Raw genomic sequence first — 18,071 nt, forward strand, 5'->3', positions numbered from 1 at the left:
CCGCATTAATGGAAGGTGCGCACCACTTCCAGAACGCCGTTAATGATGAACTGCACGCCCATACAGACCAGTAAAAATCCCATCAGGCGTGAAATCGCCTCAATACCGCTTTTACCCACCAGCTTCATGATGGCCCCCGAACTGCGCAGCGAGATCCACAGGATCAGGCTCACCAGCAGGAAAGTCAGTACCGGTGCCACGCTGATCACCCAGGCGGGGAAATCGACGCCACTTCTCACCGTTGAGGCGGAAGAGATGATCATCGCAATGGTTCCCGGTCCCGCCGTGCTTGGCATCGCCAGCGGCACAAAGGCGATATTCACCGGCTCTTTCGTTGCCTCCTGTTCATCCAGTTTGTGCTTCGCTTCGACCGAATGACCCGCCGGCTTCGCCGGAAACAGCATCCGGAAGCCGATAAAGGCGACGATCAGGCCGCCCGCCATACGCAGGCCAGGAATGGAGATGCCGAAGGTATTCAGCACCGCACTGCCCGCGTACCACGCCACCATCATGATGGCGAAAACATAGATAGAAGCCTGCCGCGCCTGGCGGTTGCGCTCCTGGAAGTTCATCTCACCCGCCAGCCCTAAAAACAGCGCCACGGTGGTGAGCGGGTTCGCGAGCGGCAGGATGACGACCAGCCCCAGGCTGACCGCTTTAATCAGCTCCAGCATGTCCGATCTCCCTGATTAGTGTTTCGGGCGCTCCAGCGCCTCAAGCAATTCCGGGAAGAAGTCCTGCAGGATTTCGGGCGTCATCAGTTCGGGATACTGCATCAGATGTTCGCGGATACGCTCATTAACGTCCGGCAGCAGGCGCTGGGCCGCGGCGCTGGCGGTGATTTTGTGCTTCTTCATGGCGCGCAGCAGATCGCCTGGCAGCGCGTCTTCATCATCGGCGTCATCGACCATCTCCAGCGCATCCAGCTCGTCGAACATCTCCATCAGCGCTTCGGTCTGCGGCGTGCGCGACTCATATTCACGCGGATGTTCATCTTCCAGGAAGCGCAGCATGGCGCGCATCGGCGTGCCGTCTGGCGTGGAGGGCGGCTCGGTAGCAAACCAGCTCAGCAGCTGATGCATAGTGACCTGATGGACGCGATAGCCGCTGTCGACCAGCTCATCGGCCAGCAACTCGGCGGTTTCGTTTTCAATCAGGCAGATGTGGGTGCGTTTAGGTTCGTACTGCTCCAGCCACTGGTAGATCTCTTCAATCACGCCATCGTCATACTCGAATTTTTTGCTGAGATAGCTGTCGTCCTGTTCGTGAACGCAGGCCTGAATCTGATCGGGGTCGAAGTAAAGTGCGATGTTGATGCCTTTCATGCGTGCTGTCCTGTAGAAACCAAAACAACACTATAGCGCTCAACCCCAGGTTAAGGGAATGTCAGGCATCACAGCAAAGCGGGGTTTAACGCTCCCCTCTGAGAAGAGAGGGGAGAGAAGAGGAGAGGGATCAGGAGATAAAGTTTTTGCCCTGCTTCAGGACCACGTCGCAGGCTTTGGTTTTCAGCTTCTCACCCATCGGTGAGTTGCTCAGGCTTTGCAGATTCAGCTGCTGGCCGTTCCCGGTATTCAGCAGTCCTGCCACGCCCTGGGTGTAGTCGGTTTTCTGCTCCTGCGCGGTGGTGGTGTTCAGACCGAGCTTGCTCAGCACCTGATCTTTCACCGACTGCACATTATTTTTCACCACGTTGTGTTCGACGCAATACTGCATTACACCGGCCGCATTGGTCATACTGTTGGCGCTGACCGCTTTGTCGCCGCCGCCCAGCATGCTGGTAATAGAAGAGAGCGACATGCCGCCATTCTGCTGCGTGGTGCTGGTGGTGCTGCCGTTGTTCTGCTGGCTGAGCTGCGATGCTGCACTGCTCAGCTGATCCTGCCAGCTTGCCGCTGATGCACTGCCTGCCACCAGAAGTGCCGCCATGCCCAACATCCATGCACTGCGTTGTGCCTGTTTCATCTTAACCTCAGTATCTGCGTATTCAGTTTTGCTAAGAGAGTCTGACGACCAGAAAGTTCCTGAACTTCCTTCATAAATAACGCTTTGGGAATCTTCTGTAATAAAGGCAATGAAATATCCGGATGAGCACAGGTGTTATTATTTCGTGAGATGACTTGCCCTGATGCGTTAATTATCTATTTTGCTGAAACATTCTTTAATATTCTCGGCGGTTTTATCAGGAATTGTCCTGGTCTGAATTAAATAATTCGTTTTTCTATAAGCGATTTTATAAGTTTTTGTGTCTGCGGTGTTAATATTTACCTTCGCAACTACTTCTTCGCAGGATTCAGTTTTATATGGATTTTTTATTTTTAGCGTAGCGGTAGTGAAAGAGGATTTACTGGTTTTATTCTGGTTTTTTCGTGCCGTAATTAAATTGGTTCCGCAAAAAATTTTATTATTCCGCCTTGCGAAAATCGTGAGGGTGTTCATGCTTAATCACTGTGTCAGGCAGTTGTGGCCGATATTTAAATTAACGGGAGAGTTATTATGGCTGGACAGCCAGAGCACAATAATAATGCAGAGGTCACGCTTAAACTCGCTGAAGAGCAAATAGCCCTGACGAAGCAAAAGATTGTGGATGGACATGTCCGCGTTACCCGTTCCACAACTGAGCATGACGAGGTCATCAGTACACTGCTTACCCAGGAGAAGGTTGAGGTTAAGCATGTAGCGAAAGCACAGCCCGTTGAAACGATGCCCGAAATCAGGGAAGAGAACGGTGTACTGATTGTCCCGGTAGTAGAGGAAGAAATCGAAATCGTCAGAAAGCTGGTGCTTAAAGAGGAAATCCACATCCGAAAAGTGCAGGAGAATGTTCCTTTTCAGGAGGTGGTGACCCGACGTGAGCAGCAGGTGAACGTTGAGAGAGATGACGATCAAATCAGCTAACAGAGAGGAACCTATCATGGCACAGGAAAAAATCGTAACACTGTTCGATTCTGCAATTCAGGCAGAGGCCGCGAAAAGAAATCTCGTGAAAGCAGGCTTTTCTGATCGGGACATCAGTCTTATCAGTGGAGAACGTTTGCAGCAGGAAGGGCAGTCTATCCGCCATCCGAGCCTGTGGCAGCGTCTGTTTGGGCACGACGTCGATAAAGATGAGGCGGATGTGTATACCCGAGCAATGGACAAGGGCGGCGTAGTGCTGACCATCCGCACCGAGGAAGAGAAGCTGGCCCGCGCCATGACGATTCTCCATTCTCATGATTCAGTGGATGTGCCGTCACGTATGCAAAGTTCAGTTAATAACGGCACTACCGCGCCGGGCATCAACCCGACAGCTGGGAAGCAGTTTGCCGGTGAGACTAACGACCGCCCGGCTGAGCCACTACGCACCTCACTGACCGGTGATGAGAGTGAAGCTGATATTCTTCGTCTGGCCGAAGAGCAGGTGGAAGTGGGTAAACGTCTGGTCAGCGAAGGTTCAACCCGTGTACGCCGCTATACCGTGACCGATACCGTATCTGAAGATATCTCGCTGCATGAGCAGCACGCTGACATCTTCCGCCGCTCGGTGAATGAACCCGCGCTGGCCGGCGAAGTGGACTGGTCCGAAAAAACCGTCGAAGTCGCTGAGACACATGAGCAACCGGTGATTAACAAAACGACCCACGTGAAAGAAGAAGTGGTGGTGCGTACCGACGGCAGCGATCGTACTGAGACCATCAACGACACAGTGCGTCGTCAGGAAGTGGACATCGACCATGCACGAGGTGGTCTGGAGAGCGAACTGCCGGGTACAACAGCAGGGGTGAAACCTGCCGCAGGTACGCAGTCGCCGGGTGCGCATAACCGTGACCACAAAGAGAGCCTGACTGAGAAAGTGAAGGACAAAGCTGGCGAAGTGAAAGATAAGGTGGAGCATAAGCTGCATGATCATTCGCATTGAGGCGCTTATCCTGACAACAACAGGCGCTGATGGGTATCGCTGATATTCGATGCTGAAGATGCAAGAAAGAGCCAACCGCTAGGTTGGCTCTTTTGCGTTGTGGGGGAGATGAGTGGTTAAGGTTGCGGCTTGTTAAGGTGGTGCTGCCGTTATTTTACTGGCTGAGCAGTAACGCTGCATTGCTCCGCTGATCCTGCCAGCTTACCGCTGATGCACTGCCTGCTAACAGACATGCCACCAGTTCCCATCCCTACGCACTGCATTGTGCTTGTTCCATCTCAACCTCGGTATGTACTTATTCAGTGTTCTTAAAAAAGGCTGAGTAGCAGAACGTTTCTGACTTTCTTCATTAAATAGCGCTCTGGGAATCTTTTGTATTAAAAATGATAAAATATTCAGATGATTGTGCTTATTATTGTTTCGTTAAGTGATTTTTTAATTCAGTAATAATCACGTTCAGCTGAAAAATTATTTAATATCCCTTCTGATTTCATCATGAGCTGGCCTGATTAAAATTAAATTTCCGCTTTACTTGTAGCTTGTTTTATAAGCGTCTTCGTCGGGCTGGGTGATACTTATCTTTGAAGTTATATTTGCCGAGTCTTCGTTTTAGTTCTCTTATTGTTAATAGAGTAATAGGCATGCTGATGAATTGAATGCCGCGATTAATTTAAGGTTGAAAGATTTGTTTATTATCCTGCTTTGCGAAAATCGCCATATATACCTCCTGACAGACCGATTACGCAGGAGGCAAGGACAGCGTGTTCGTTAGATATCTGGTCTGAACTTATGGCGACTTACGCTTGTTGTCCGGGCTTTAGTCAGCACAGGGTTAACGGCGGTCTGGTTTTTCAGCTATCAGCCACGTCAGGCCGTAAACAACCAGTCCCGCGACAAGAACGAGCAGCGGAACAATGATGCGCATGGCACCCTCATTCAGCGTGGCTGCCAAAAAAATGCCCACAACCATAGCCATTAATACGAGACCGCCGGATACTTCGGCGATGAGCTTACGAAGAAGTCTAATAAGTTTCGATAGCATTAATAAACTCTCTGGAGGCTGAGGGGTTTTTACGTAACATTTCACCCATTTTGATGAAATTCTGCAGAGGCTCTTCAAACATGAAATAGAGCATGTCGTAGTCGTTAATCCGTAGTTTTCGCCACAATTCAGGGTTTTGTATCTGAAGTCGTCTGGAGGCTTCACAGGCGCGAGAAATCACGCCCTGAGCGATGACGCCGCCAGTCAGGCCACCGGTCAGTCCCCGGAGTGCCACGCGGGAAATGAATGACAGCATGACACCACTGACGACCTTTGATCCCAGGTAAGAAGAAAATGTAAGTTGCGTAGCCGTCCGGCTGGTCATTGACGTTGCGTTGCCTATCAGTTTGTCATAAACCTTACGCAGTGCAGGTTCGGGAAGGTACTGCAACGAATCATCAATGATGATATTAACGATTTTCGCTATCTTATTTCTGTCCCTGAAGGCCTGATAGACAGCCCGGCCAACGCGGACGTCGTCATGCATATTGCGTGACTGGATACCTCTGCCGCCATCAGAAAGGTTTAAATCCTGAAAGGTTCGCTCCAGTCCCAGATAAAAATCCATCGGTACTGAAACTACGCCCGATAAGACTGAACTGGCGAGCATTGTTGCGTCCATTGCTTTTCCTCGGAAACCGTGTCCATTGGTGAATTAACATTAAAATATTGTAATTGTCATGGCAATCTTTTGAGGGGCCTGACCGCGCCAAAATGACAGCTGTTAAAGATTTTATGTAAAAAACTTTCCATGAACTTTCAGCGGGTACCCGGCGCGCATAACCATGACCACAAAGAGAGCCTGACTGAGAAGGTGAAGGACAAAGCTGGCGAAGTGAAAGATAAAGTCGAAAACAAATTGCATCATGACCATACGCATTGAGGCGCTCATCCTGACAACGACAGGCGCTGATGGGCACTGATAATGTCTGATGCTGAGCATGTGATATGCAAGAAAGAGCCAGGGCCTTTTACAGTGCAGCTAGAAGATTAAACTTTTCCTGATAATCGCATTCAGCCACACTTCGCCGCCGCGTCCGATACGAACATCGCCGGTCTGCCAGATTTTATCTATTTCAAGAGCAAATCCCTTTACCGTTATGTCCTCAGAGCCAGCCTCACTTTTTATCTCCGTCATATTTTTAGTCAGGGGGCCGCCGCCGGGAGTATTTATCCTCTCGACCAGTTTCTGTAACCCAGCCCTATCCATATCCGTAAATCTGCGCCCATCCTTTTCCCGTTCGCCGCGGCCATGTTTGAAAGAGAGATACCATACGCCGCCAGGTTTCAGCACTATGGCCAGCTTTGTCATGACCTCAGGGAGTTCAGTGTCGGAAACATGCAGCAGCGATGCACAGCACCAGATACCGTCATATCTTTCAATCGCATCAACATCCTGAAATCGCATCTGCACTACAGGCTTTCCGGATAACTGACGCGCCAGCGTCACCAGCTCCGCCGAGGCATCAAAGGCTTCGACGTCAAAATCCATTTCGCTGAAGGCTTTAACGTCACGACCTGAACCACAGCCCGCATCCAGAATGCGCGCGCCTGGCGGCAGGCAGTCAATAAAAGGGGGGTAGAGCGCAGACATATCCACGCTTGCCGTATCGGTAAAAAACCGCTGAGCGTTCTGCCGGTAATACTCTTCGTTGCTCAAAACAGACTGCCTCCCTGTGCCGTTGGCTGCCACTCGTGGAGCAGGGCAAACTTTGCCGTATCCCAGCTGTTTTGCAGGAAGCTGTGCCGCAGCATCGGCGTTGCGCCGGTCTGGCGGAGTAACGTCTCCCGCAATGGCAGATGGCTGTTAATAAAGTACTCGTTTCGATCATGCAGCCGCTGCAGCAGCGTTATCGATGGGATGCGTGCAAACTTACCCTGAGCGCCACGATTACAGGTCTGGCAGGCCAGCACCAGATTCCAGACACCGTTGAGATTGCCGATTTGCTCGCTGAGCATCAGAGGCAGGAAGTGATCGACATCAGCCAGATTCTCCTCGCCGCCCGTCACGCCAATGGTACGGAAGCAGTAAAAGCACAGGCCTTTCTGGTAGCCGTTCAGGCTGCTGCGACAGCTGGTAATGTTGATGCGGCGACCGCTCTGACGGCTGAAAAGCATCTTGTCATTATCGTCATAATCAACCGCAATCAGGTTGCGTGAAACGTTCATCGCCCAGGCTTCTTCAACCAGCCGCCATCTGGCATCCGTTTCCGCTTCCAGACTGGCGAACTGTTCGGTTTCCGTCAGCTGATAAAAGTTGTCCGTAAGCCGGATGCCTTTATGGCTTCGCCGTTCATCCAGGAAAAAGCGTTTGTCGATCTCAGCGTGATTCACATTATGAAAAGCATCGATGACGTTAGCAAAACCGCGCTTAACGGTAATAGCGATCAACTGTTCTTCGCTGATTTCGCCTGCGTTGAATTGTCTGCATGCCTCCAGAAACTCACTGCTTTTACTGGTGATCTGCTTTGGCGCATGGCGCAGGTGGGCGCATAAATGCCGCACAAAGGGCACGGCCAGCTCGTCCAGCGTAATCAAATCGTTGTCCGGCTGCTTCAGGTCGTACAGCGCATGGGCAAGAGCAAATTTATAGGACGCGACGTTTTTGCCAAAAAGAATAACGCCGCGCCAGTAGTTTTCAAGGCGGGGATCGGCCTGGTAAAAGCGCATGCAGGATCCTGTTTTGCGAGACGGCTCGAAGAATTCACGTAACAGGATCACATAACAAATACCGATAAATGTAAACCGTAAAGGTGGGTAGGGGGTTAGGCGTTTCTAAAGGCGAACAAGCGTTGTAAGTCGATTGAGACAGCATCGGCCTGAGAGGTAAGTAGAGGGAGGATGTTCAGGCTAAAGCGTTGGGTCATTGCCGGTTTTATTAAGGCAACTTATTCGTAAGGCAGGCGCTCAGCGCTGTCTGGAACTGGCACTGGTTAGACAGATTGTACTGCACTGAAAGATGATCGGGCAGGGCGGTAAAAAAAACGGATAACGGTATCATAACTCATTCGATATAATCAGCAAATCTCCGCGCAGTCCGGGTCATTTAAATGCACGATATTTCCGCTATCCTGTCCACTCTATTAACGTTGGTTTTTGTCATCTGGATCATCAGGTGTTTCTTCTGGCCGTTATTCAATAAAGAGTCGTTCTTTCCGTCTAAAGGCGAGATGAAAAAAATATCGGCTAACACCCCGATATTAAAAAAATTGGGCATGAACACGGAAGATTATTACTATGACAGCGACTTCCTGTATCAGCAGCGTCAAGGCGAAACGCTTTGCAAAGTTCCGCTGGAAAATATCATCAGGATAAAAGTCACCGGAACTGAAGTCAGCAGCCGCCGGGTATGGTTGGTGCGATACGTCACCGGGTCTTATCGCACCGAAAGGGAGTTCAGAGTCCTGAACAACTACACCCTTTTTAATCGGGATTTTGCGGGTTTTCTTGCCGCCGTGAGAGAGGCCAATCCAGCGGCTGAGGTACAGAAAATGACTCTGTGGCGAGTGTAAAATGACAGAAAGGCGCGGAGCGCGTTAGCAGGAGCAAGGATATGGAACCTTCATTGGCTGACGTTATCGCTTTTGTTCGTGAGTTTTCAGGATGCAGACGTGAAAACATCGATGAAAATACCTGCCTGGAAAACGATTTGGGTATTACCGGCGATGATGGTGTTGAATTGCTGGAAGAAGCAGAAAAAGTTTTCGGCGTGAGCTTTTTTGCAGAAGAAGATGATTTCCGGAAGGCGTTTTCCCTGCAAGAAAATGAATATCTTTTCCACAGTGAAGGTATCGACTTTTTGGGTATTGTTTATCTTTGCAGACGACTACGCGGCATTCCTGCGCCTGTCATCCGCGATCTCTCTGTCGGCCAGCTGCACAGCGTGCTGGTAGAAGCTCGTAACAAAAAAGAGAGAGTTGCCCTGTAGCCGCATTGCCCAGGAACGCGGCGTATCCTCTCGTCAAAGTCTGGCGGCAATAAACGATGGCTGTTGGTTTCCTCGCACTCGTGGTGTAAGAGTGATATCAGCACTGATATCAGAAATAAAACCTGAGGGATTAAAGTGAACTGTAAACCGATGCTTTTCGTGCTGGCAATGCTCTCCCTGTCGGCTCAGGCCGCCCAGAGCGGAAAAACGCTCGAGCACAAAGACTGGGAAGTGGTCTGTGATAACACCCTGACCTGCCGTATTGCGGGTTATGCCAAAGAAGAGGATCCCTCCGGCTCCATCCTGCTCACCCGTGCTGCTGGACCGGGAACGGAGACAGTGGGCGAAGTGACGCTGGGCGACACCGAAGATGACAGCGAACCGGCGGAAAAGCTGACGCTGTGGATCAACGGGAAATCAGCCGGTGATCTGGTTGCGGCTGATGACAACTGGCGAATGTCGGCCAGCCAGACCTCTGCGGTAATCAGCGCCGTGAAAGGCAGCGGTAAAGTCGAGTTTAAAGGCGGCACCAAGCCATTCCAGCTTTCTGGCGAGGGTGCGTATGCCGTGCTGCTGAAAGCGGACGACGTACAGGGCCGTATCGGCACGCCAGGTGCGCTCACCAAAAAGGGCAATAAACCGGAAAGCAGCGTGGTTAAGGCTGTGCCCGCACCGGTTATCCAGGCAGCGAAAACCCTCGGCGGCGAACCGCGTTTGCTGACCGCTACAGAAAGCGACGCACTGAAAACCCGACTGCTTGCAACGGTCAATCATAATGATGATGACACGTGCGACAGTCTCTATTCACCTGCAGAAAACAGTGATCCGGAAACCGACGGACTCACCCTTACGCCACTGGATGACAGCCACGCTCTGCTTTCAGCACTCTGCTGGCGTGCCGCTTATAATGAAGGATATGGCTATTGGGTCATTGATAACCAGCTGAAAGGCAAGCCTGAGCTGGTGACCATTTCCGGGTCTGATTACGACAAGGGCGAGATTACCAGTGTGCAGAAAGGCCGGGGGATCGGGGACTGCATGAGCCAGGAAAGCTGGGTATGGGACGGCAAGGCTTTCCGTAAAAGCTACGACGGCGGAACCGGTATGTGCCGTTACATCCATGCGGGCGGCACCTGGGATCTGCCGACGCTGGTAACGGATGTGAAGCCTGTTTCGGGTTAAGCCGGTGAACCTGAGATCCCAAAAGACGTTTTTTTCAGCAGTTGCACCTCAGCCTGCGGATAAGGGTTGCGGAAACAGGGGGTAACGGTATAATCCACAACGTTTTCCGCATACCCTTCAGTGCCGAAGTGGCGAAATCGGTAGACGCAGTTGATTCAAAATCAACCGCCGCGAGGCGTGCCGGTTCGATTCCGGCCTTCGGCACCAGGTATGGAAATTAAAGTCGCTTAAGGGCGGCTTTTTTTGTACCTGAAATCTGTGCCAAACAAAACTTTTCATACCTTTTTTCTCCATCTAAGTCAGCGTCTACCTCTTTGAGTCAGGCCGCCGATGCTAGTAAATTCGGGGCTATATATTGCTTGAAAATTATTTTCACATATCAATAAATGCTTACATCAACTTATGTAATTTCATTTCAGCTTGAATTTTTTTATTTTTTTCGCATTTTTGGTTACGATTCGCATCGTTAAGCACAACGATAAGGACCATTATGATCCGCTGCCATCTTGCTCGGCTCATGGGCGAACATAAGATGCGAATAGCTGATGTTGTCAGGGAAACTGGCCTGAGTCGCAACACTATCACTTTGCTTTACAAAGAGACGGCTCAGAAAGTTGACCTGGATACATTAGAAAGGCTTTGCGTGCTTTTTGACTGTGAAATACACGATTTACTGCAAAAGGTTCCTGCTTCGCAGAATCGTACAGAGAAAAATTAATGACACTGATTAACCTAAAAGATCTCGAAGCCCATCTTTGGCATGCTGCCCATATTATCACCGGGCCTATCGATGCGTCAGATTACAAAACGTACATTTTCCCCATCCTGTTCTTCAAGCGCATTTGTGACGTATATGACGAAGAATTTGCCGATGCGATGGAGAGCGTTGGGGATGCAGAGCTTGCCAAGGGTAAGATGTTTCACCGTATTCAGATACCTGAAAATTGCCACTGGCGTGATGTTTTTGCTGAGACCAAAGACATCGGCCAGGCATTGAAAGACTCCTTCCGTGGTATAGAACTGGCAAACCCTAAACTACATGGCATTTTTGGGGATGCCAGCTGGACCAATAAAGAACGCCTTTCTGATGAGTTACTGGCTACGTTACTCAATCACTTCAACAAGGTGAACCTTGGCGTTTCAAGTGTCCGTGACGATGATATGGGGCGCGCATACGAGTATCTGATCAAACGCTTTGCAGACAAAGCTAACAAGAAAGCCGGTGAGTTCTATACCCCACGCACTATCGTTCGCTTGATGGTTAACATTCTTGATCCAAAAGCCGGTGAGAGTGTCTACGATCCCGCCTGTGGTACTGGTGGTATGCTGCTTGAGACTATTCACCATGTTAAAGAAAACGGTGGCGATCCGCGCTTGCTAAAAATAAAGGGTCAGGAAAAAAACCTGACGACGGAAGCTATTGCGCGTATGAACCTGTTCCTGCACGGTCAGGAGGATTTCGATATTGTTCGGGGTGATACATTACGGGAACCTAAGTTTTTACAAAGCGATCGTTTAGAAACCTTCGACTGCGTTGTTGCCAACCCACCATTTAGCTTAAAGGAATGGGGATACGATCTGTGGTCGAACGATCCCTATGGCCGTAAGCAATATGGTCTGGCACCTAAAACAAATGGTGATTTTGCCTGGGTGCAGCATATGTTTGCTTCACTTAACGACAATGGACGTATGGCTGTCGTATTGCCTCATGGTGTGCTGTTTCGCGGCGGAGCTGAGGGGGTAATTCGAACCAAATTGCTGCAAGAAAATCGCATTGTGGCGATTATTGGTGTCGCTTCCAATCTATTCTACGGCACTGGTATTCCTGCGTGTATTTTGGTGCTGCGCAAATCTCGCTCGGCAGCTCATGAAAATCATGTATTGATCATCAATGCCGAAGAAATCTATACAAAGGGACGTGCACAGAACACGCTGTCCAACAAACAGGCTGATGACATATACAAAATCTACCATGACCAGGCTCAGCAGGGGCCAGATGCAAAAGAAATTGAAGGCGTAGCGCGCTGGGTTCCTCTGAAGGAGATTGAAGAGAATGACTTCAATCTTAATATTGCTCGTTATGTGCAAAAACCACTCGAAGAAGAAACCATCACTGTGGAAGAAGCGCTAAAAGATTTTCAATGTAAGCTGGCTGAGCTGGAAAAAGCAGAAGAGGAGCTGGAAGCCCTGCTTATCAAAGAAGGGTTCGAGGTATGAGTACTATGAGTAATAAAAAGCTGGAAGAGCTGCTCTGGGGAGCAGCTGAGTTTCTTCGTGGTCAAATTGACGCATCAGACTACAAGCAGTATGTCTTCCCCTTGCTGTTTTACAAACGTCTGTCAGATGTTTATCTGGAAGAATATACCGAAGCGCTAGAACTCCATGAAGGTGATGCTGAATACGCCGCCATGCCGATGTTTCACCGTTTCAATATTCCCTCTGAGGCAGCCTGGGAAAAGGTCCGCAATACCAGTAAAAACATTGGTGAAGCGATCCAGAATGCGCTTCGACTGATTGAAGCCAATAACCCGCGTTTACATGGCGTCTTCGGTGATGCGCAGTGGACCAATAAAGAGCGCCTGCCCGATCATCTGCTGGCTGATCTGATTGAACATTTCAGTAAAATTCCGCTCGGTATTAAATCTGTCGCCCAGGATGATCTTGGTGAAGCCTACGAATACCTGATTAAAAAGTTCGCTGATGATTCCGGTCATACGGCAGCAGAGTTCTACACCAACCGAACAGTCGTACATTTAATGACGCGCATTATGGGCTTAAAACCGGGTGAAACTGCCTATGATCCAACGTGCGGCACTGGCGGGATGTTGCTAAATGCGGTGATGGATCTTCGTGCTAGAGGAGAAGAGTGGCGCTCAGTGTACCTTTATGGTCAGGAGGTGAACCTGTTGACCTCCGCTATCGCCCGTATGAATATGTTCCTGCATGATATCGAAGAATTTGATGTGCTACGTGGAGACACTCTGGCCGAACCTAAGTTTATTGAAAACGATCGGCTCAAGCAGTTTGATGTGATTTTTGCCAACCCGCCATATTCCATCAAGAAATGGAATCGTGACAAGTTTGCTGCCGATCCATATGGTCGTAACCTTTATGGCGTGCCGCCGCAAGGCTGCGCTGATTATGCTTTTTATACCCATATAATGAAAAGTTTAAAACCCGATAACGGTCGTGCTGCTATGCTCTGGCCACATGGCGTGCTGTTCCGCGATTCTGAGCAGGCTATCCGTAAACAGGTGATTGAATCGGGCATTATTGAAGCGGTGATTGGGTTAGGGCCGAACCTGTTTTATAACTCGCCGATGGAATCGTGCGTGGTTGTGCTTAATTACAATAAGCCAGCCGAACGCAAAAACAAGATATTGTTTATCAACGGGGTTGAGCATGTTACCCGTGAACGCGCTCATAGTCGCCTATCCGATGAGGATTTGGAGGTATTATGCGAGGCTTATTTTAATCCGGAGAAAAAAAAAGATATAACCGCTTTAGTGGATATCGAAGCTATTAAAGAAAACCTTTATAACCTGTCAATTCCACTGTATGTGCAAGCACAAAACAACGGTGAAGTACATAATATTGAACATGCGATTGAAGCGTGGAAAGTAAGCCGTACTCAGTTGAAAAAGCAAACTAATAAATTATTCCAGAGCCTTGCAGAGCTTGGATATAACGTTGAAAGCAAGGTGGAGCAGTAAATGACGAAACAGCAATTACCGGAAGGCTGGCAAATGGTGAAGTTTGGCGATATCGCGAAACATATCTCTAAACGAGTGGAACCGAGCGAGACAGACCTTGAAATTTATGTCGGTTTGGAGCATTTAGACCCTGATAGCCTGAAGATCAAACGTCATGGTACACCTAGCGACGTTGAAGGACAGAAGCTTTTAGTGAAAAAAGGCCAGATAATTTTTGGCAAGCGTCGTGCTTATCAACGTAAAGTTGCAGTAGCGGATTGGGACTGTATCTGTTCGGCTCATGCCATGGTGCTGGAGGCAAATTCAAAGACTGTAATACCGGATTTTTTGCCAGTATTTATGCAGTCTGATGTATTTATGAATCGTGCGGTAGCGATCTCTGAGGGCTCCCTTTCGCCTACGATAAAATGGAAAGTTCTTGCTGAACAGAAATTTCCATTACCAGATAAGGAAGAGCAAAAGCGTATTGTTAGTATTTGCCAATCAATTGCTAAAACTAACGAAAAAATCGTCAATACTATTGATGGAAATATTTCGCTTAAAAAAACACTTGGAAAACAATTTGCTAATGTAAATGCATTTGCTTTAATTGAAGATGTGGTGGAGTTTGTTACTAGTGGCTCTAGAGGTTGGGCTAAGTTTTGCGGTGATGAAGGCGATCTGTTCCTAAGAATAACTAATATGCAAAGAGGTAGGATAGATATTAATCTTTCAGATAACAAGTTTGTTAATTTACCGGAAGGTAGTACCGAGGGCGTAAGAACAAAAGTCCAGGAAGGTGACGTTCTGGTTTCAATTACTGCTGATTTAGGGCTAGTTTCAATTATAGAAAAAGATTTCCCTGTAGCATATGTTAATCAGCATATAGCCTTATTAAGGCCTAAGCCAGAAAAAATATCTCCTTATTATTTGGCATTCATGCTTTCATCTGAATATGGTCAAAAACTATTGCTATCATTAAATGATGGTGGCGCTAAGGCTGGAATAAGTTTAAAGAATCTAAAGCGATTGAAAATACCTGTTCCTGCCATTGAGGAACAGTTGAATTTGTCCAAGATACTTCTTAATATAAAAAATACAGGTTTATCCTTGGAGTGTTATTTAGGAAAAGTTAATACTATAAAGAAAAACTATTTGGGAACAAAGGTTGGATAATAATGTTTAACGAACAAACCGTCACAGAAAATGGAATTATCGACCGTTTAAAAGGTTTAAGCGGGGTCAAGTGGGCATACTGCCACGGAGAAAATCTGCCTAAACAAGCTCAGGATATCTTCGTTGATGAGTGGCTAAAAGATGCGCTTTGTTCGTTAAACCCTGATATCGGCAGACAGCCTGACTATGCCGATGAGGTTATCTATAAACTGAGGGGAGTGGTTTTAGAAGCCCGCCATACCGGTCTGGTAAAGGCCAATGAAAACTTCCAGGAATGGTTGATGGCTGACAAAACCTTGCCTTTTGGCGAGAATGGCGACCATATCACCATCAATCTGATTGATTTTGACAATATAGATAACAACCACTTTGTGGTGGCACAGCAGGTCCACTATATCGCGGCCACTGAAGTCTATTTTGATATTGTCCTTTATGTGAACGGTATACCACTGGTCGTGGGCGAAGTTAAAACTGCAACGCGCCCTAGTGTGACCTGGCAAGACGGTGCCGCCGACTTCATGGGGGGCAAAAAGTACTATTGGAAAAATGTTGAATCTTTCTTTGTACCTAACCTGTTGTGCTTTGCCAGCGAAGGTAAAACTTTTGCCTATGGTGCAATTAATGCCCGAGTTAAAGACTGGGGGCCCTGGCATAATACTGAGCTTCGTGATGAGATTCTGCCGGGATTAGCATCAGTACTCAACAGTTGCGAGAGTTTGTTAAATCCACAGACCTTATTGCAGCTACTGGAATCATTTGCGTTATTTTCAACCGTCAAAACGGGCAAAAATACTCCACCTAAACGCGTTAAAATCCTGCCGCGTTATCCGCAATTTGAAGCAGCAAAACAAATCGTTGAGCGTGTTCGCAGAGGCTATCCAAAAAAAGGTCTGATTTGGCATTTCCAGGGATCGGGCAAATCCTTGCTGATGCTTTACGCTGCTAAAATGCTGCGTGCCGACAATGCGTTGAAAAATCCGACGGTACTCATCGTTGTGGACCGGCGAGATCTGGACAGCCAAATTAATGAGACCTTTGGTGGGGCCGACGTTAAGAATCTGATTAAAGTGCAAAGTTGTAAAAAACTTGGCGAATACATTGAGCAAGATAGCCGTGGCATTTTAATCACCACCATCTTTAAATTTAAAGATATCGAATTTGACGATAGCAACCCCAATGGCCTGAACAACCGTGACAACATCATTGTGTTGGTTGACGAAGCTCACCGTACCCAAGAAGGTGGGTTAGGCGAGAAAATGCGCTGGGCGTTGCCCAATGCCCACTTCTATGGCCTGACGGGTACTCCGATTTCTGGCATTGATCGTAATACATTTAAGTTGTTCGGTGCCGAAGAAGATCCTGGCCGCTATATGAGCCGCTATAGCTATAAGCAGTCGATCCGTGACGGCGCGACTAACCCGGTGAAATTCGAACCTCGGTTGGCTGAACTCCGAGTGGATCGTGATGCTATCAACGAAGAATTCGAGCAACTGGCTACCGAAAACAACCTGGATGAAGAAGAAAAAGCAGCATTGTCCAGACGCGCCGGCAAGCTGGCCATCATGCTGAAATCTCCGAGACGCATGGCTGCGGTGAGTAATGACATTGTTGAGCATTTTACCAGCCATGTTATGCCGAAAAAGATGAAAGGCATGGTTGTGGTATACGATCGCGAAGCCTGTGTGCAGATGTATTATTTGCTCGGTGAAAAGCTCGGTTTTGATGCAGTTGAAGTGGTTATGAACGTTGACCAGGCTCCGGTTAAAGCTGAAGAGGGTGGTAAAAAAGATAAGCTCAACAAGGACTGGCTCAAATGGCATGACGAACTGGAGCTACCTGTTAAACAAGCTGATTTCGAACGCTGGCAGCACATTGATGCAGAAGAGCAGGTACAAAAGGATCTGATTGAATGCTTTAAAGATCCTGTGCATCCGTTACAGCTTATCATCGTTACCGCCAAGCTGCTTACGGGCTTTGATGCACCAATTTGCTACTGCATGTACCTCGATAAGCCTCTACGCGATCATACTCTTCTTCAGGCCATGTGCCGTACCAACCGGTTGTATGAAACCGATGATGCACGAAAAGACATGGGATTAATTATCGACTACCTCGGCGTTTTCGAAAATCTGCGTACCGCTCTGGCCTACAACCCTGAAGAAATTGAAGGGGTTGTAGAGGGAATCGAGGCATTTAAAGAGCTATTGCCGTTACAACTGAATAAATGTCTGGCCTTCTTCCCTGGTGTGGATCGTTCCATAGAAGGTTTTGAAGGTATTATGGCTGCGCAAGAATGTCTGCCAACTAACGAGAAGCGTGATGAATTCGCTGCCAGCTTTGGAGTGTTATCTAAGTTATGGTCAGCTATCAATCCAGATCCTTTTTTAACCCCTTATCGTCAGGACTATAAATGGCTGGCGCAAATTTATGAATCGGTGCGTCCGGTGGGGCAGACAGGTGCGCTTGTTTGGGCTGCGCTTGGTCCTGAAACCATCAAAATGATCCATGAGCATACTGATATCAATCGTATTCGCGATGATATTGACGAGTTGATCATGGATGAGCACGCAATTTTTACCCTGACCGCTAAAGAACAGGAACAACGCGCCAAGCGCCTAGAGATTGATCTTATGGGGCGTTTGCGCGGCAGTCATGACCCTAAATTTGTGGCATTGGGCGAGCGTCTGGAAAAACTGCGTCAGGACTATGAAGCTGGTGTTATCAAGGCCATCGACTGGTTGAAAGGCCTGTTGGATGCTGCGAAAGATACCGTACAAGCCGAGCGCGAAACGGGCGAGCGCCCAGTAACTGAAGCTGATAATAAACAGGCGTTGACCAAGCTTTTCCTGGAAACACGCCCGGAAACTACCCCTAAGTTAATCGGTGATGTTGTAGAGCAAATTGATAAAATCGTCAAAGCTACACGCTTTGATGGCTGGCAAAACTCCAACAGTGGCCCGCGTGAAATCCAAAAGGCGCTTTTGTTGACCTTGGCCCAGTTTGGACTAGGGAAAGATAAAGAGTTGTTCCGGAAGGCCTATGGATACATTGTGGAGTATTATTAATTTTATTCACTGAATTAAATTTATTCGCTGATTACAGAGTACAGTTGAGACGCTTTGAGCATTATTGGTCTGGGTTGAACTCTAAGTG

At 48.3% G+C, this 18,071-nt stretch carries 19 protein-coding genes and 1 tRNA gene; 12 read left to right on the forward strand and 8 right to left on the reverse strand.

Features of this window, described 5'->3' with window-relative positions; all coding sequences use genetic code 11:
• Window positions 1-5 precede the first annotated feature (5 nt).
• From AC6I8E_RS02405 to AC6I8E_RS02420, 4 genes are all read right to left on the reverse strand, one after another.
• The gene (locus AC6I8E_RS02405) at window positions 6-674 is read right to left on the reverse strand and encodes a MarC family NAAT transporter (RefSeq protein ID WP_013359964.1); all 669 of its coding nucleotides are present in this window, start codon (window positions 672-674) and stop codon (window positions 6-8) included.
• Between the two features lie 15 nt (window positions 675-689).
• Window positions 690-1,325: a hypothetical protein gene (locus AC6I8E_RS02410; protein WP_497824377.1), complete on the reverse strand. Its 636-nt coding sequence runs from the start codon at window positions 1,323-1,325 to the stop codon at window positions 690-692.
• A 130-nt stretch (window positions 1,326-1,455) separates the two neighbouring features.
• Window positions 1,456-1,965, reverse strand: a complete 510-nt coding sequence (locus tag AC6I8E_RS02415; protein ID WP_442798192.1) for a YjjA family protein — start codon at window positions 1,963-1,965, stop codon at window positions 1,456-1,458.
• A gap of 168 nt (window positions 1,966-2,133) precedes the next feature.
• Entirely contained in the window at window positions 2,134-2,439 is a 306-nt protein-coding gene (locus AC6I8E_RS02420; protein ID WP_497824378.1) for a hypothetical protein, read from the reverse strand.
• A 57-nt stretch (window positions 2,440-2,496) separates the two neighbouring features.
• Here AC6I8E_RS02420 and AC6I8E_RS02425 point away from each other — a divergent pair, with 57 nt between their 5' ends.
• Both AC6I8E_RS02425 and AC6I8E_RS02430 read left to right on the forward strand, forming a co-directional pair.
• Window positions 2,497-2,898: a DUF2382 domain-containing protein gene (locus AC6I8E_RS02425; protein WP_095706281.1), complete on the forward strand. Its 402-nt coding sequence runs from the start codon at window positions 2,497-2,499 to the stop codon at window positions 2,896-2,898.
• Between the two features lie 16 nt (window positions 2,899-2,914).
• On the forward strand, window positions 2,915-3,898 hold the full coding sequence (locus tag AC6I8E_RS02430) for a YsnF/AvaK domain-containing protein (RefSeq protein WP_497824379.1): 984 nt from the start codon (window positions 2,915-2,917) through the stop codon (window positions 3,896-3,898).
• Between the two features lie 832 nt (window positions 3,899-4,730).
• On the opposite strand, the gene AC6I8E_RS02435 is transcribed toward AC6I8E_RS02430, so the two are convergent.
• Together AC6I8E_RS02435 and AC6I8E_RS02440 are read right to left on the reverse strand one after the other, a co-directional pair.
• Window positions 4,731-4,940, reverse strand: a complete 210-nt coding sequence (locus AC6I8E_RS02435) for a hypothetical protein (RefSeq protein WP_033762275.1) — start codon at window positions 4,938-4,940, stop codon at window positions 4,731-4,733.
• On the reverse strand, window positions 4,921-5,562 hold the full coding sequence (locus AC6I8E_RS02440) for an Ssp6 family T6SS pore-forming effector (protein WP_497824380.1): 642 nt from the start codon (window positions 5,560-5,562) through the stop codon (window positions 4,921-4,923). The genes AC6I8E_RS02435 and AC6I8E_RS02440 overlap by 20 nt, the downstream gene beginning before the upstream one ends.
• 129 nt (window positions 5,563-5,691) lie before the next feature.
• On the opposite strand from AC6I8E_RS02440, the gene AC6I8E_RS02445 reads away from it, so the two are divergent.
• The gene (locus AC6I8E_RS02445) at window positions 5,692-5,823 is read left to right on the forward strand and encodes a hypothetical protein (RefSeq protein WP_497824381.1); all 132 of its coding nucleotides are present in this window, start codon (window positions 5,692-5,694) and stop codon (window positions 5,821-5,823) included.
• A 99-nt stretch (window positions 5,824-5,922) separates the two neighbouring features.
• On the opposite strand, the gene AC6I8E_RS02450 is transcribed toward AC6I8E_RS02445, so the two are convergent.
• Both AC6I8E_RS02450 and AC6I8E_RS02455 read right to left on the reverse strand, forming a co-directional pair.
• Complete coding sequence (locus AC6I8E_RS02450) at window positions 5,923-6,534, reverse strand: class I SAM-dependent methyltransferase (protein ID WP_497824681.1); 612 nt, start codon at window positions 6,532-6,534, stop codon at window positions 5,923-5,925.
• A gap of 62 nt (window positions 6,535-6,596) precedes the next feature.
• Window positions 6,597-7,610 carry an HNH endonuclease family protein gene (locus tag AC6I8E_RS02455; RefSeq protein ID WP_312216354.1) on the reverse strand — a complete coding sequence of 338 codons (1,014 nt, stop codon included), beginning with the start codon at window positions 7,608-7,610 and terminating at the stop codon, window positions 6,597-6,599.
• Between the two features lie 380 nt (window positions 7,611-7,990).
• On the opposite strand from AC6I8E_RS02455, the gene AC6I8E_RS02460 reads away from it, so the two are divergent.
• From AC6I8E_RS02460 to AC6I8E_RS02500, 9 genes are all read left to right on the forward strand, one after another.
• Window positions 7,991-8,452 (forward strand): hypothetical protein, encoded by a 462-nt coding sequence (locus AC6I8E_RS02460; protein ID WP_195857400.1) that lies wholly within the window; start codon window positions 7,991-7,993, stop codon window positions 8,450-8,452.
• Between the two features lie 41 nt (window positions 8,453-8,493).
• Window positions 8,494-8,868: a hypothetical protein gene (locus AC6I8E_RS02465; protein ID WP_195857399.1), complete on the forward strand. Its 375-nt coding sequence runs from the start codon at window positions 8,494-8,496 to the stop codon at window positions 8,866-8,868.
• A gap of 150 nt (window positions 8,869-9,018) precedes the next feature.
• Entirely contained in the window at window positions 9,019-10,050 is a 1,032-nt protein-coding gene (locus AC6I8E_RS02470) for a DUF1176 domain-containing protein (RefSeq protein ID WP_312216511.1), read from the forward strand.
• Between the two features lie 122 nt (window positions 10,051-10,172).
• A tRNA-Leu gene (locus AC6I8E_RS02475) sits at window positions 10,173-10,257 on the forward strand.
• 283 nt (window positions 10,258-10,540) lie between these two features.
• Window positions 10,541-10,768 (forward strand): helix-turn-helix domain-containing protein, encoded by a 228-nt coding sequence (locus tag AC6I8E_RS02480; protein ID WP_001608810.1) that lies wholly within the window; start codon window positions 10,541-10,543, stop codon window positions 10,766-10,768.
• The gene (locus AC6I8E_RS02485; protein ID WP_497824382.1) at window positions 10,768-12,267 is read left to right on the forward strand and encodes a type I restriction-modification system subunit M; all 1,500 of its coding nucleotides are present in this window, start codon (window positions 10,768-10,770) and stop codon (window positions 12,265-12,267) included. The genes AC6I8E_RS02480 and AC6I8E_RS02485 overlap by 1 nt, the downstream gene beginning before the upstream one ends.
• 5 nt (window positions 12,268-12,272) lie before the next feature.
• Window positions 12,273-13,763 (forward strand): type I restriction-modification system subunit M, encoded by a 1,491-nt coding sequence (locus AC6I8E_RS02490; RefSeq protein WP_497824383.1) that lies wholly within the window; start codon window positions 12,273-12,275, stop codon window positions 13,761-13,763.
• Window positions 13,764-14,918, forward strand: a complete 1,155-nt coding sequence (locus tag AC6I8E_RS02495; protein ID WP_497824384.1) for a restriction endonuclease subunit S — start codon at window positions 13,764-13,766, stop codon at window positions 14,916-14,918. It begins immediately after the preceding gene.
• Between the two features lie 2 nt (window positions 14,919-14,920).
• Window positions 14,921-17,983 (forward strand): type I restriction endonuclease subunit R, encoded by a 3,063-nt coding sequence (locus AC6I8E_RS02500; protein ID WP_497824385.1) that lies wholly within the window; start codon window positions 14,921-14,923, stop codon window positions 17,981-17,983.
• Window positions 17,984-18,071: the final 88 nt, after the last annotated feature.

Source organism: Pantoea sp. X-Soil-YNGN-785 (assembly GCF_059730585.1).